The sequence below is a fragment of the Pseudomonas sp. H3_D04 genome, from assembly GCF_054669175.1.
Genome location: NZ_CP162801.1, coordinates 2,120,001 through 2,135,196, shown reverse-complemented (window position 1 = coordinate 2,135,196; position 15,196 = coordinate 2,120,001). Strand labels below are relative to the sequence as shown.

The following is a 15,196-nucleotide window of genomic DNA, read 5'->3' as shown; positions in this document are numbered from 1 at the left end:
CGGTCAAGGACGTCTGACTCAACATGGCCCCGGCGGGCTCGGTCAGCGGCCGGGGCTTTCTCGTCAATGAGCGTGGAAGGTCTTGCGGTGAGTCATGAACGCCGAGAGCGCCCTGCCCGACTCGGGGTTGTAGCGCTTAAGCGCCTTCGCCACATAACCGAGCCCTGTCTGGTCGGCATAGTAGGTCAACCCGCCCTTGTAACGCGGGAAGCCGTAGCCATGAACCCATACCAGATCGATATCAGCAGGGTGCTCCACAATATCGTTGTCGAGCAACCAGGCAGCCTCGTTGATCATCGCAAACAGGCAGCGTTCTTCGATTTCCTGATCAGAGATGCTACGGGGCGCAATATTCCATTGCTGGCGATGCTGCTCCAACAATTGCGCCAGCCATGAATCCGGCACAGCCTGGCGGCTGCCCGGCGCATAGCAATAAAACCCAAGCCCGGTTTTTTGCCCATGCCGTCCTGCCGCATACAATTTATCGATCCAATCGCAGCGTTGCTCACGCTCGCTCAGCTCCAACAGACGCCCCTGGCGGTTGCGCCAGGCGACATCCACACCGGCCATATCACGCAGTTCAAAGGGGCCGATGGGGAAGCCAAACCCACGCATCACCCGGTCGACATGCGGCTGATATTTGAACCCCTCATCGCCGGCAACCAGTGCGGTCGCAAGAACAGAAACGTTTTACGTATCGATCGGGTACGTAACGCGAAAGCGTTGATCTTTTAAAGGGTGACGCTGCCGGATAGCATCCACATCGAACCCCATACTTCATTCAGCCAATCTCTCTCGAACCATCTCAAAAAAGGTCGTCAGGATGCGCCGGGAACTCTGTGCGCGCAGGCAAACCAGTGTCTCGGTGAAGCGTCGCTGACTATCGACGATAGGCAACCCGCGAAGCCGCGAGTCGAAGCCAAGCTCGGTCGCCGAGACAACACCTACGCCCATACCTATCGCCACGGCTTCGCGCGCGGCTTCACGGCCTTCCACTTCGATCGCCTTGCGGATGCGCAAGCCCGCGGTTGCCATCTCTTCCTCAAGGCACAGGCGCGTCACTGAGCCTTTTTCGCGCAGGACCAGCGGCGTGTCGTGCAGATCGCCAAGGCTGATGGATTCGCGTTGCGCCCAGGGATGGTCAAGCGCGACGAACGCGAGCATCGGATCGCTACGCAGGGGCAGCGACAGCAGTCGGTCGTCTTCGATATTGCGCCCCAGCAGAGCAATGTCGGCCTGATGGCCGAACAACCGCTGCAACACTTCATCGGTATTGGCGGTTTCAATCTTCACATCGATACCGGGATAACGACTGCAAAAGCGTGCGACATAGGGCAGCACATGCACCGGCGCATCCACGGCGAGGTTCAAGGTTCCCGTGGACAGGGTGCGGTAGTCCATCAGCATGTCGTGGGCATCGACACTGATATCAAACAAGCGCCGGGTCAGGCCGAACAACCGCTCGCCCACTTCAGTCAGGCGTACCAGACGCTTGTCGCGGTAGAACACCATCACCCCGTAGTAATCCTCAAGCTTGCGAACCTGGTCGGACACCGCCGGTTGAGACAGGCAGAGCTGCTCTGCCGCGCGGGTAAAACTTCCGTTGATAGCGACAGCGTGGAACGCCTTGAGTTGAGTATGGGAAATCGTCATCGGGGGAAGCCTCAGCATAGGTTCAGCTTATTCATGCATACGTTAAATCGATTTTATTTATAGACGATGAACTGCAAGCATGGTTTTCACAAGCCCCGACCAGTGTTCGAACACTGCGCCCTCCTATCAACCTGGGAATGCTTAATGGAAATCGAACGTTTCACAGCCCTAAAACGCCGCTCGGACATGGTCCGGTACGACAACCACCTCTACATCGGAGGCCAGGTTGCCAGCGACCTCAGGGGCGATATCGAGGAGCAGACCCGCGAGGTGCTCGCCGGTATTGAGCAGCTATTGCTCAGTGCCGGCAGCAGCCGCAAGCAGGTGCTTTCGGTGCGTATCCTGCTCGCCCATCGCGAGGACTATGCAGGGCTCAACAAAGTCTGGGACGCGTTCTTTCCCGAAGGCCATGCCCCCACACGAGCTTGCACCCTGGCGGATTTGATCGACCCCGGTTGGCGCGTGGAAATGATCGTGGTCGCCGCGTGCGGCTGATTGCTTCCTGAACCCTGCCCCCAAACCGCTCCAACGGAGATGACCTCATGCGCCCCTACTGGCTCGATCAGGCCCTTAAAACTCAACCCGACTCGCCCTGCCCGCCGCTGCGGCAGAACACCCGCGCCGATGTCTGCATTGTCGGTGGTGGTTACACGGGTTTGTGGACCGCGATCATGCTCAAAGAACAGAATCCCGAGCTGGACGTGGTCATCGTCGAAGCCGACATCTGCGGTGCCGGTGCCAGTGGGCGCAACGGCGGCTGCGCACTGTCCTGGTCGGCCAAGTACTTCACCCTGGAACGCTTGTTCGGCGTCGAGGAGGCAATACGCCTGGTCAAGGAATCGGAGCAGAGCATTTACGCCATCGGCAGCTTTTGCGAGAAGTACGCAGTTGATGCCGATTACCGTCTCGATGGCACGCTTTACACGGCGACTAACCGCGCTCAGGTCGGTTCGACCGACGGGGTGATCGCCGCGCTGGAGCGCAATGGCATCAACTCTTTCTCCAAATGCGCGCTAGCTGACGTACAGCGTATGGCGGGTTCAAATCGACACGTTGAAGGCTGGTTCTCGCCGGCGGCAGCCAGTGTGCAGCCGGGCAAGCTGGTGCGTGGTCTGCGTCGAGTCGCAATGGAGTTGGGTGTACGCATCTACGAAGGCTCACCGATGATCGGTTTGGAAGAGGGGCTGCCCACCATCGTCAACACGCCGAACGGGAAAGTGACCTGCGATCGTGTCGTGTTGGCGATGAACGCCTGGATGGCCCGTGCCTTTCCACAGTTCTCGCGGTCGGTAGCCATCGTCTCCAGCGACATGATTATTACTGAGCCAAGACCTGACCTGCTCGAGCGCATAGGCCTGACCAGCGGGGTCACCGTGCTCGACTCACGTATCTTCGTGCATTACTACCACAACACTCCGGACGGCCGGATCATGCTCGGCAAAGGTGGCAATACCTTCGCTTACGGCGGGCGCATCCTGCCCGTATTCGACCAGCCTTCGCCCTACAAAGGATTGTTGCGCAACACCCTTGCGGAGTTCTTCCCGGACTTTGCCGATGTCGGCATCGCCGCCACCTGGAATGGCCCGTCCGATCGCTCCGTCACCGGGCTACCGTTCTTCGGTCGCATGGGCGCTAGCGGCAACATCTTTTATGGCTTCGGCTATTCCGGCAGCGGCGTCGGTCCGTGTCATATGGGAGGGAAAATCCTCTCATCGCTGGTGTTGGGGATGGACAACCCATGGACACGCTCGCCGCTGGTGCAAGGTCCACTCGGCCATTTCCCACCGGAGCCGATCCGTTACCTGGGCTCACTGATGGTGCGCAACGCCATTCGCCGCAAGGAGCACGCCGAGGACCACAACCTGCGCCCCCGTCGACTGGATGTGCGTCTGGCGAAATTCGCCGCGGCGGCTGGCAAGTCAGACAAGGGCTAACGCCTCCATCACGCAGCGAAAACATTTACGCTTGCCACTAAAAACCGCCTGGCCATTGGCCGGGCGGTTTTTTTGTTTACAACACGGATGCGTCGCGCCGCCCCAGTAGCCTTTGATCGCCCAGGGCGCGGCGATCTGAACCCGATAACCATGGAATCGCGATAATAGAGCGCGAGATCCAACATGCTCACTTATAAGCTCAGCTTGTTATTGACATGTGATAAATCGATTTCAGTTATTTCTAGGCGAGTGTTTTTATTGGCCCATGCATCACTCCTTACAAAAACAACACCGCCGGAGAAGATCATGACCAAAGCTGAATTCCCGACCACACATGCGCTGGCTACTCCAGCCTTGGGTGAACCTTACCTGCTGACGCCAGGCCCGTTGACCACGTCCAAAGCCACCAAGGAAGCGATGCTGCGCGACTGGGGTTCATGGGATGTTTCCTTCAATCAAGTCACTGCTGAAGTTCGCCAGAACTTGCTCAGCATGGCAGGCATAAAGGACGACAGCTTCGTCTGCGTGCCTTTGCAAGGCAGCGGCAGCTATTCGGTGGAGGCTGCTTTAGCCACTGCCATCCCTCGAGACGGCAAAGCGCTTGTATTAATGAATGGCGCCTATGGTCAACGCGCCACCAAGACCCTGGAGTATCTGGGTCGCGCGTTTATCACCCTGGACAAAGGGGATTACTTGCCGCCCCAGCCCGAGGAAGTGGACACCCTGCTCAGGGATAACCCGGACGTCACCAACGTCTTCCTCGTCCATTGCGAAACCAGCTCCGGCATTCTCAATCCGCTGCGCCAAATTGCCGATGTGGTGAAAGCGCATGGCAAGAGCCTGATCATCGATGCGATGAGCTCCTTCGGAGCTGTGCCATTGACGGTCGATGAAATACCTTTCGACGTGGTGGTGTCTTCTGCCAACAAATGCATCGAGGGTATTCCGGGGTTCGGTTTCGTTATCATCCGTCGCTCCGTGATCGAGGCCGCCAAAGGCCGCGCCAATTCACTCAGCCTCGACCTTTACGAGCAGTGGGTTTACATGGAGCGCACTGGCCAATGGCGTTTCACGCCACCGACCCACAGCGTGGTAGCGTTCCATAAAGCCTTGGAGCAACACACTGCCGAAGGCGGCGTGCATGGCCGGTTGGCGCGCTACACCCGCAATCGCGATGTACTCGTCACCGGCATGCGCGAACTTGGCTTTAGAACATTGCTTGAGGACCGTTGGCTGTCGCCAATCATCACCACGTTCTTCAGTCCAGAACATCCAAATTTTGAGTTCAAACGGTTCTACGATGAACTCAAAGCCCGTCAGTTCATCATCTACCCCGGCAAACTGACGGTAGCCGAAAGTTTCCGTATTGGCTGTATCGGCCAGATCGACGAATACATCGTCCACCAGTTGCTGCGCGCCATCGCCGACAGTCTTGTAGCGATGAACGTCGACATGCAACAGCCGACAGGCTGACCGCCCCTTTAAAGGTTCTTGTCAATTCGAGCACAGGTGCAATGGGTAGCACCTTTTGGACAGGGATCTTTTTTTAAAACATGGATCCGGTGACTTATCGCTAGGCAATGCCGAGCAGCAGTCAGTGACCGTGGCAATTTAAAACTTAAAGCCTGATGCCATTCACTGCCATCTAATCGATGTCGTGTGCGTGGACAGATTTTCTGTACCGAAAACAAAAACAATTACTTTGCGCTGTCTGGCACCACATACGGGATCAGAACACCATGAACAAGAATGCTACAAGTCCTCTCGCAACCGGCTGGAAATCGCTCCAGCGTTGGCGCGTGCAAATTTTCCTCATCACCTGGGTGGCCTATGCCGCCTTCTACTTTACCCGCAAGGCGTTTTCTGTCGCCAAACTGGGTATTGGCGAAGACCCGAACTTCATCCTCGAAAAGTCCATGATGGCCAATCTGGATGCCCTCTACCTTACCGCGTATGCAGTCGGACAGTTTCTTTGGGGCAACTTCTCTGACCGCTTCGGCCCGAGGGTCGTGGTACTTAGCGGGCTCGTCATTTCCGCGTTAGCTGCGCTACTTATGGGCACTTACGCCACCTTACCGATTTTCGCCTCCTGCATGTTAATCCAGGGCCTTGCTCAGTCCACCGGTTGGTCTGGCCTATGCAAGAACGTCGGTAGTTTTTTCAGCACTGGCGAACGCGGCCGCGTACTGGGTTACTGGAGCACCTGCTACGCCTTCGGGGGTCTGGTAGCAACACCGTTTGCCGGTTGGTGGGCTTATAACCAGTACCATGACTGGCGCATAGCGTTCATCAGCAGCGCCGTGGTGGTACTAGTTGTAGCGGTATTGTTCTTTTTCCTGCAGCGCAACCAGCCAGAAGATGTCGGCCTGCCTCCCGTCGAGATCGAAATAGAACCCGTCAGCAAGGTCGCAGTTCCGCGCGAAAGTATGTGGGCTGGCTTGCGCACGGTGATGAAAAATCGAACTGTGCTGGTGCTTGGCCTCGCGTATTTCATGCTCAAGCCAGCGCGCTACGCGATCCTCCTGTGGGGGCCAGTCATTATCTACGAACGGATGCCCGAGATTGGCAAAGTGGCATCCGCGATCGTTCCAACGGCTTTTGAACTAGCGGGTCTGGCAGGTCCGATCCTCATCGGTATCGCATCAGACAAGTACTTCGGTGCTCGTCGTATGCCGGCCTGTGTCCTTAGCCTGGTTCTCCTCACCATTTGCCTTGCGCTGTTCGTCCCCGCCATGCAGAGCGGAAGTCTTTACATGGTGGTTGGCCTGCTATTCATGATGGGCCTGACACTCTACGGGCCGGATTCGATGATGAGCGGCTCGGCTGCCATTGATTTCGGCAGTAAGGACGGTGCGGCCTCCGCCGCAGGCTTCGTCAACGGTTGCGGTTCGATAGGGGCGGTCCTCGGCGGCCTGTTACCCGGATATTTCGACACCACCACCATATTCCTGGTGTTCACCGTCGCGGCGCTGCTGGCCAGCTTGATGTTGATTCCATTTTGGAACAGTCGCCCGAAAACGGTGGAAAGCAAGGAGCTGGCCTCAACTCCAGTGCAACCGGTCATTGTCGGCACCAACTCCTGAACCCGAATCAATCACTCACCCATTACTGGAGCAATCATCATGGACTACAAACAACCTTCCCAACTGCAAGCTGTGGTTCTGGACTGGGCGGGCACCGTCGTTGATTTCGGTTCTTTCGCACCGACCCAGATTTTCGTCGAAGCCTTTGCCGAGTTCGGCGTTGCGGTTTCCCTGCAAGAAGCTCGCGGACCGATGGGCATGGGCAAGTGGGACCACATCCGCACGCTGTGCAACGAGCCACAGATTGCCGACCGCTACCATGCCGCCTTCGGTCGGTTGCCAACCGATGATGATGTCACCGCCCTCTACGAACGCTTCATGCCGCTGCAGATCGAAAAGATCGCGCTGCACTCGGCGCTGATTCCTGGTGCGCTCGACACCATCAACGGCTTGCGCGACAAGGGCCTGAAAATCGGTTCCTGCTCAGGCTACCCGGCTGTGGTCATGGAGAAAGTCGTAGAGCTGGCGCGCAAGAACGGTTATGTCACCGACCACGTGGTGGCGACTGACGAAGTGCCCAATGGACGCCCGCACCCTGCTCAAGCCTTGGCCAACGTGATTGCGCTGGGGATTAGCGACGTCGCCGCGTGCGTAAAGGTCGATGACACCTGGCCCGGCATTCTGGAAGGTCGTAGTGCGGGCATGTGGACCGTGGCGCTGACCTGCTCCGGCAATGCATTGGGCCTGACCTATGAAGAGTTCAAGGATTTATCCCTGGAGGAATTGGCCGAGGAACGCGCGCGCATCGTCAAGATGTTCGAAGGTTCCCGCCCGCACTACCTGATCGACACCATCGTTGATTTGCCGGCGGTCATCGAAGACATCAATGCCCGTCTGGCACGTGGCGAAACCCCTCAGGGCTCTTGAGCCTGTAGCGCTTGTGCAACTGACAGTGGTCGTCCCAAGGACGGCCACAACCAAAAACTACAAGAGAACGCCATCATGAACTACGCCCACCCTGGTACTCCCGGTGCCATCGTTTCCTTCAAGTCCCGTTACGGTAACTACATCGGCGGCGAGTTCGTCGCGCCTGTCAAAGGTCAGTACTTCACCAATACCTCGCCAGTGAATGGCCAACCGATTGCCGAATTCCCGCGCTCCACGGCCGAAGACATCGACAAAGCCCTGGACGCCGCCCACGCCGCTGCCGATGCCTGGGGCGCCACGTCCGCCCAGGCGCGCTCGCTGGTGCTGCTGAAAATCGCCGACCGCATTGAACAGAACCTGGAAGTCCTGGCAATCACCGAATCCTGGGACAACGGCAAAGCCGTGCGTGAAACCCTCAACGCCGACATCCCGCTGGCCGCCGACCATTTCCGCTACTTCGCCGGTTGCATCCGCGCCCAGGAAGGCAGCGCCGCCGAGATCGATGGCAACACCGTGGCCTATCACATCCACGAACCGCTGGGCGTGGTCGGGCAGATCATCCCGTGGAACTTCCCGATCCTGATGGCCGCCTGGAAACTCGCCCCGGCCCTGGCCGCCGGTAACTGCGTGGTGCTCAAGCCTGCCGAGCAAACGCCGCTGGGCATTACTGTGCTGATGGAGCTGATCGGCGACCTGCTGCCGCCGGGCGTGCTGAACGTCGTGCAAGGTTTCGGCAAAGAAGCCGGGGAAGCCCTGGCCACCAGCAAACGCATCGCCAAGATCGCCTTCACCGGCTCGACCCCGGTCGGCTCGCACATCATGAAATGCGCCGCCGAAAACATCATTCCGTCCACCGTGGAGCTGGGTGGCAAGTCGCCGAACATCTTCTTCGAAGACATCATGAAGGCCGAACCTTCCTTCATCGAAAAAGCCGCTGAAGGCCTGGTGCTGGCGTTCTTCAACCAGGGCGAAGTCTGCACCTGCCCTTCCCGCGCGCTGGTGCAGGAGTCGATCTACGACGACTTCATGAAAGTGGTGATGAAGAAAGTGCTGTCGATCAAACGTGGCGACCCGCTGGACACCGACACCATGGTTGGCGCCCAGGCGTCCGAGCAGCAATTCGACAAAATCCTGTCGTACCTGGAAATCGCCAAGGGCGAAGGCGCCGAGCTGCTGACCGGCGGCAAGGTGGAAAAACTCGAGGGCAACCTGGCGACCGGGTATTACATCCAGCCGACCCTGCTCAAGGGCACCAACAAAATGCGCGTGTTCCAGGAAGAAATCTTTGGCCCGGTGGTGAGCATCACCACCTTCAAGGACGAAGCCGAAGCCCTGGCCATCGCCAACGACACCGAGTTCGGCCTGGGTGCCGGCCTCTGGACCCGCGACATCAACCGCGCCTATCGCATGGGCCGCGCCATCAAGGCCGGTCGTGTGTGGACCAACTGCTACCACCTGTACCCGGCGCATGCCGCGTTCGGTGGTTACAAGAAGTCCGGCGTCGGCCGTGAAACCCACAAGATGATGCTCGATCACTATCAGCAGACCAAAAACCTGCTGGTGAGCTACGACATCAATCCGTTGGGCTTCTTCTAAAAATCGAGGGTTATACAGGTAATCCTGTGTCGCCCTTTCCAATAGCTTTCGCGAGCAGGCTCGCTCCCACATTTGAAATGCGTGCCCGCTGTGGGAGCCGGCTTGCTCGCGAAGGCGTCCTCGATAACCTGACATTCAAGGACTGGATGCCCTGCTCCCCTTGATCGATCCTTTGGAGTCCTCGATGAAAATCCGTTACAAGGTGAGCCTTGTGGCTGCTTGTGTGCTGTTCGTGACAACCAGTCTTCTGTCGCTGGTTCAGGTAGAGCAGATACGTACGATTTTGCGTCATCAGGTCGAGGCGAGCATCTCCGAATCGAGCAATGCTGTGGCACGTCAGATCGAAAACTGGCTGAACGGCAAACTGCGTCTGATGGATTTGACGTCCCAAGCGATCGACCGCCAGTACAGTGCGCAAGCGACCCAACGAATCATCGATTCGCCCATTTTGAAAGATGAATTCAAGCTGGTATTCGGCGCCCTTGAGTCTGATGGAAAACCCATCAAGAACACGGCCTCCTGGAATCCAAAACCTGATTATGACGGTCGCACTCGCCCTTGGTACGCAACCGGAAAAGCCGATAGCCAGGCCGTTTTAACCGAACCCTACAAGGACTCCACCACGGGTGAAATTCTGATCTCGGCAGTCGCGCGGATCAGCGACGCCGGTCAATTGCTCGGAGTATTTGGTGGTGACATCCGCCTGACCACGGTTGCCGATGCCATCAATACACTGGATTTCGGTGGGGCCGGTTATGCGTTCCTGCTGAGTAAAAGTGGCAACATTATTTCCCATCCGGACGCCGAGCTGAACGGCAAGCCCTACAACCAGCTTTTCGCAGGCAGCGTTCTGCCTCTCGACAGTCAGCTTCAGCAGGTCAGCAGCGATGGGAAGTCTCTCCTGGTGTCCTTCATTCCGCTCTCCGGTCTCAAGGGCATGGATTGGTATATCGGTGTGGTGCTGGATCAGGACATCGTTATGGCCGCAGCCCACATCCTGAGCTGGCGTGCCGTCATCGGTACCGGCCTGGGCGTGCTGATTAGCCTGTTGGTGTTGGGCCTGCTGGTAAGGCGGCTACTGCGACCCCTGGATCAACTCAAGGATTCGTTGGCAGACATCAATCGCGGAGAAGGCGACCTGACCCGCCAACTACCCGTGGTCGGAAATGATGAAATTGCGTTGGTCGCAGGAGAGTTCAACCAGTTCCTGCAGAACCTGAAAGTGCTCATTGGCGATGTGAAAAACAGCTCGCAACGCGTTCGGGAGAGCACCACAGCGACGTCATGCGAAGCGGACCAGGCAGCCAACCGTGTACAAGTTCAATTACAAGAACTGGATCAATTGGCCACCGCCATGACCGAGATGGCATCGACAGCCGAAGATGTCGCCCGTAACGCCCAAACCGCTGCCGAAGCGGCAATCGCTGCTAACGAGGAAACAGCGGACGGGGTTGCTCTGGTTTCCAGATCTACGGGGGCAATCAAGCGTTTGGCTGAAGAGATGGACGCCACAGGTCATGCGATCAATGAGTTGTCCACGCTCAGTCAAAACATTGAGTCCATTGTGGCGGTTATCACCAGCATCGCCGACCAGACCAACCTTCTTGCACTCAATGCGGCCATCGAGGCGGCACGTGCCGGCGAATCGGGACGCGGATTTGCTGTGGTGGCTGATGAGGTGCGCTCACTGGCCTCGCGAACCCAGCAATCCACGCAGGAAATACGCGAGATGATCGACCAGTTGCAGACAGGCGTGAAACACGCCCAAGTGCAAATGCAGCAAAGCCGCGACACGGCCAGCAAGACTGCCGGGGATGCCAACGCAGCCAATGACACCCTGAAGCGCATACGTGAGGCCATTTATCGTATCAATGACATGAACCTGCAGATCGCCGCGGCGGCTGAAGAACAAAGCGCCACGACCGAAGAAATCAATCGCAACACGAGCAATATCCGCGATATCAGTCTTGAGGTATCCGGCAGTGCGGACAAACAGGTTCGTCAATGTTCAGTGATGGTGGACCACGTCGGCCAGCAGGACAAACTGCTCAGTCGTTTCAGGATTTGAGTTTCGCAATTGCCTGAGTGCTCAGGCTGCAAACAGTGACAAATCACAAACAACCATTCCACCGAGGTAAGAAAGATGAGTGCGGCTTCTCTGTATCCCGTTCGTCCCGAGGTTCTGGCCAATACGCTGACTGACGAGGCAACCTACAAAGCCATGTACCAGCAGTCGGTCGTCAACCCGGACGGCTTCTGGCGCGAGCAAGCCAAGCGCCTCGACTGGATCAAGCCTTTCACCACGGTGAAGCAGACCTCCTTCGACGATCACCATGTCGACATCAAATGGTTCGCCGACGGCACCCTCAACGTTTCCTACAACTGCCTCGACCGTCATCTGGCCGAGCGCGGCGATCAAGTCGCGATCATTTGGGAAGGGGATGACCCGGCCGAAAGCCGCAACATCACCTACCGCGAGCTGCACGAACAAGTCTGCAAGTTCGCCAACGCCTTGCGCGGCCAGGATGTGCACCGCGGCGACGTGGTGACTATCTATATGCCGATGATCCCCGAAGCCGTGGTCGCCATGCTGGCCTGCACCCGGATCGGCGCGATTCACTCGGTGGTGTTCGGTGGTTTCTCGCCGGAAGCCCTGGCCGGTCGCATCATCGACTGCAAATCCAAAGTGGTCATCACCGCTGACGAAGGCATTCGTGCCGGCAAGAAGATCCCGCTCAAGTCCAACGTCGATGACGCGCTGACCAACCCGGAAACCAGCAGCATCCAGAAGGTCATCGTGTGCAAGCGCACCGGTGGCAACATCAAGTGGAACCAGCATCGCGACATCTGGTACGAAGACCTGATGAAAGTGGCGGGCAGTGTCTGCGCGCCGAAAGAGATGGGCGCTGAAGAAGCGCTGTTCATCCTTTACACCTCCGGTTCGACTGGCAAGCCGAAGGGCGTGCAGCACACCACCGGCGGTTACCTGCTATACGCCGCCATGACCCACGAGCGCGTGTTCGACTACCGCCCGGGCGAAATCTACTGGTGCACCGCCGACGTCGGCTGGGTCACTGGCCACAGCTATATCGTCTATGGCCCATTGGCCAACGGCGCAACCACGCTGCTGTTCGAAGGCGTGCCGAACTATCCGGACATCACCCGGGTGGCGAAGATCGTCGACAAGCACAAGGTCAACATCCTCTACACCGCGCCGACCGCAATCCGCGCGATGATGGCGTCGGGTCAAGCCGCTGTTGAAGGTGCTGATGGCAGCAGTTTGCGCCTACTCGGTTCGGTGGGTGAGCCGATCAACCCGGAAGCCTGGGACTGGTACTACAAGAATGTGGGCAAGTCCCGTTGCCCGATCGTCGACACCTGGTGGCAGACCGAAACCGGCGGCAACATGATGAGCCCGCTGCCGGGCGCTCACGCCCTCAAGCCGGGTTCGGCGGCACGTCCGTTCTTCGGTGTGGTGCCAGCGTTGGTCGACAACCTGGGCAACATCATCGAAGGCGTGGCCGAGGGCAACCTGGTGATTCTCGATTCGTGGCCAGGCCAGGCGCGCACGCTGTACGGCGACCATGACCGCTTCGTCGAAACCTACTTCAAGACCTTCCGTGGCATGTACTTCACCGGTGACGGCGCACGTCGCGATGAAGACGGTTACTACTGGATCACCGGGCGTGTGGACGACGTACTCAACGTGTCCGGCCACCGCATGGGTACTGCCGAGATCGAAAGCGCGATGGTTGCGCACCCGAAAGTTGCCGAAGCGGCCGTGGTCGGTGTGCCGCACGACATCAAGGGGCAGGGTATTTATGTCTACGTCACGTTGATCGCGGGTGAAGAGCCGAGCGAGCAACTGCGTCTGGAACTGAAAAACTGGGTGCGTAAAGAGATCGGTCCGATTGCTTCGCCGGACGTGATCCAGTGGGCACCGGGGCTGCCGAAAACCCGTTCGGGCAAGATCATGCGCCGGATCCTGCGCAAGATTGCGACCGCCGAATACGATGGGTTGGGTGATATCTCCACCCTGGCGGATCCGGGTGTGGTGCAGCATTTGATTGATGAGCACATATCAATAAACGTGGCCTAACAGCTATCCATAGTCCCTGGCAGCAGATATTCGTTCATTCCGTTGTTCAGGATGAATGAGGCTCGCTGGGGACATCGAATGTTTCTTGGTAGTCCATATACGGAGTTTCAAAAAGCACGTTTTCCTGCGGACAAAACAAAACCCCTACCTGCATACGCAGATAGGGGTTTCGGAATTTAATCTTGACGATGACCTACTCTCACATGGGGAAACCCCACACTACCATCGGCGATGCATCGTTTCACTGCTGAGTTCGGGATGGGATCAGGTGGTTCCAATGCTCTATGGTCGTCAAGAAATTCGGTAGCCAGGTCGCTTGCCTTACGGCGCACGCTCCAGCGAATGGGTATGTGATAGATCTCGGTGTTTGTGAACAATCGAACTTTCGGTTCATTTCGTCTTCACACACCGCAATCTGGTGCCTTTTCAGGTCAGCAAATTGCTTGGGTGTTATATGGTCAAGCCTCACGGGCAATTAGTATTGGTTAGCTCAACGCCTCACAGCGCTTACACACCCAACCTATCAACGTCGTAGTCTTCGACGGCCCTTCAGGGGACTCAAGGTCCCAGTGAGATCTCATCTTGAGGCTAGTTTCCCGCTTAGATGCTTTCAGCGGTTATCTATTCCGAACATAGCTACCCGGCAATGCCACTGGCGTGACAACCGGAACACCAGAGGTTCGTCCACTCCGGTCCTCTCGTACTAGGAGCAGCCCCTCTCAAATCTCAAACGTCCACGGCAGATAGGGACCGAACTGTCTCACGACGTTCTAAACCCAGCTCGCGTACCACTTTAAATGGCGAACAGCCATACCCTTGGGACCGGCTTCAGCCCCAGGATGTGATGAGCCGACATCGAGGTGCCAAACACCGCCGTCGATATGAACTCTTGGGCGGTATCAGCCTGTTATCCCCGGAGTACCTTTTATCCGTTGAGCGATGGCCCTTCCATACAGAACCACCGGATCACTAAGACCTACTTTCGTACCTGCTCGACGTGTCTGTCTCGCAGTCAAGCGCGCTTTTGCCTTTATACTCTACGACCGATTTCCGACCGGTCTGAGCGCACCTTCGTACTCCTCCGTTACTCTTTAGGAGGAGACCGCCCCAGTCAAACTACCCACCATACACTGTCCTCGATCCGGATAACGGACCTGAGTTAGAACCTCAAAGTTGCCAGGGTGGTATTTCAAGGTTGGCTCCACGCGAACTGGCGTCCACGCTTCAAAGCCTCCCACCTATCCTACACAAGCAAATTCAAAGTCCAGTGCAAAGCTATAGTAAAGGTTCACGGGGTCTTTCCGTCTAGCCGCGGATACACTGCATCTTCACAGCGATTTCAATTTCACTGAGTCTCGGGTGGAGACAGCGCCGCCATCGTTACGCCATTCGTGCAGGTCGGAACTTACCCGACAAGGAATTTCGCTACCTTAGGACCGTTATAGTTACGGCCGCCGTTTACCGGGGCTTCGATCAAGAGCTTCGCGTTAGCTAACCCCATCAATTAACCTTCCGGCACCGGGCAGGCGTCACACCCTATACGTCCACTTTCGTGTTTGCAGAGTGCTGTGTTTTTAATAAACAGTCGCAGCGGCCTGGTATCTTCGACCGGCATGGGCTTACGCAGTAAATGCTTCACCCTCACCGGCGCACCTTCTCCCGAAGTTACGGTGCCATTTTGCCTAGTTCCTTCACCCGAGTTCTCTCAAGCGCCTTGGTATTCTCTACCCAACCACCTGTGTCGGTTTGGGGTACGGTTCCTGGTTACCTGAAGCTTAGAAGCTTTTCTTGGAAGCATGGCATCAACCACTTCGTGTTCTAAAAGAACACTCGTCATCAGCTCTCGGCCTTAGAATCCCGGATTTACCTAAGATTCCAGCCTACCACCTTAAACTTGGACAACCAACGCCAAGCTGGCCTAGCCTTCTCCGTCCCTCCATCGCAATAACCAGAAGTACAGGAAT

General features: G+C 57.3%; 10 protein-coding genes, 2 rRNA genes and 1 pseudogene (1 of these 13 running past the window's edge). 9 read left to right on the top strand and 4 right to left on the bottom strand.

Annotated elements, in window-relative coordinates:
• Positions 1-63: 63 nt before the first annotated feature.
• The gene (locus AB4N91_RS10085) at positions 64-615 is read right to left on the bottom strand and encodes a 3-hydroxyacyl-CoA dehydrogenase family protein (RefSeq protein ID WP_460112379.1); all 552 of its coding nucleotides are present in this window, start codon (positions 613-615) and stop codon (positions 64-66) included.
• Between the two features lie 162 nt (positions 616-777).
• Complete coding sequence (locus AB4N91_RS10080) at positions 778-1,653, bottom strand: LysR substrate-binding domain-containing protein (RefSeq protein WP_010461058.1); 876 nt, start codon at positions 1,651-1,653, stop codon at positions 778-780.
• Positions 1,654-1,797: 144 nt separating this feature from the next.
• Between AB4N91_RS10080 and AB4N91_RS10075 the strand changes: the two genes are divergently transcribed.
• The 9 genes and pseudogenes from AB4N91_RS10075 (at position 1,798) to acs (ending at position 13,232) form a co-directional block, all read left to right on the top strand.
• The gene (locus tag AB4N91_RS10075; protein ID WP_083376546.1) at positions 1,798-2,148 is read left to right on the top strand and encodes a RidA family protein; all 351 of its coding nucleotides are present in this window, start codon (positions 1,798-1,800) and stop codon (positions 2,146-2,148) included.
• A gap of 47 nt (positions 2,149-2,195) precedes the next feature.
• A complete protein-coding gene (locus tag AB4N91_RS10070; protein ID WP_460112378.1) occupies positions 2,196-3,587 on the top strand; it encodes an FAD-dependent oxidoreductase in 1,392 nt (463 codons plus the stop codon).
• A 306-nt stretch (positions 3,588-3,893) separates the two neighbouring features.
• Positions 3,894-5,060, top strand: a complete 1,167-nt coding sequence (locus tag AB4N91_RS10065) for a 2-aminoethylphosphonate--pyruvate transaminase (RefSeq protein ID WP_010461064.1) — start codon at positions 3,894-3,896, stop codon at positions 5,058-5,060.
• Positions 5,061-5,326: 266 nt separating this feature from the next.
• Complete coding sequence (locus AB4N91_RS10060; RefSeq protein ID WP_010461067.1) at positions 5,327-6,670, top strand: MFS transporter; 1,344 nt, start codon at positions 5,327-5,329, stop codon at positions 6,668-6,670.
• A gap of 39 nt (positions 6,671-6,709) precedes the next feature.
• Positions 6,710-7,537, top strand: coding sequence for a phosphonoacetaldehyde hydrolase (gene phnX, locus AB4N91_RS10055; protein WP_010461068.1), 828 nt, complete (start codon positions 6,710-6,712; stop codon positions 7,535-7,537).
• A gap of 75 nt (positions 7,538-7,612) precedes the next feature.
• Positions 7,613-9,133 (top strand): acetaldehyde dehydrogenase ExaC, encoded by a 1,521-nt coding sequence (gene exaC / locus AB4N91_RS10050; protein WP_172791150.1) that lies wholly within the window; start codon positions 7,613-7,615, stop codon positions 9,131-9,133.
• Positions 9,134-9,317: 184 nt separating this feature from the next.
• Positions 9,318-10,295: pseudogene (locus tag AB4N91_RS10045) on the top strand (cache domain-containing protein); the annotation flags it as partial.
• A gap of 192 nt (positions 10,296-10,487) precedes the next feature.
• Complete coding sequence (locus AB4N91_RS10040) at positions 10,488-11,201, top strand: methyl-accepting chemotaxis protein (RefSeq protein ID WP_460112656.1); 714 nt, start codon at positions 10,488-10,490, stop codon at positions 11,199-11,201.
• A 75-nt stretch (positions 11,202-11,276) separates the two neighbouring features.
• On the top strand, positions 11,277-13,232 hold the full coding sequence (gene acs / locus AB4N91_RS10035; protein WP_200666341.1) for an acetate--CoA ligase: 1,956 nt from the start codon (positions 11,277-11,279) through the stop codon (positions 13,230-13,232).
• A gap of 180 nt (positions 13,233-13,412) precedes the next feature.
• On the opposite strand, the gene rrf is transcribed toward acs, so the two are convergent.
• Both rrf and AB4N91_RS10025 read right to left on the bottom strand, forming a co-directional pair.
• A 5S ribosomal RNA gene (gene rrf, locus AB4N91_RS10030) occupies positions 13,413-13,528 on the bottom strand.
• A 158-nt stretch (positions 13,529-13,686) separates the two neighbouring features.
• Positions 13,687-15,196 (bottom strand): 23S ribosomal RNA (locus tag AB4N91_RS10025) (it continues 1,382 nt past the right edge of the window).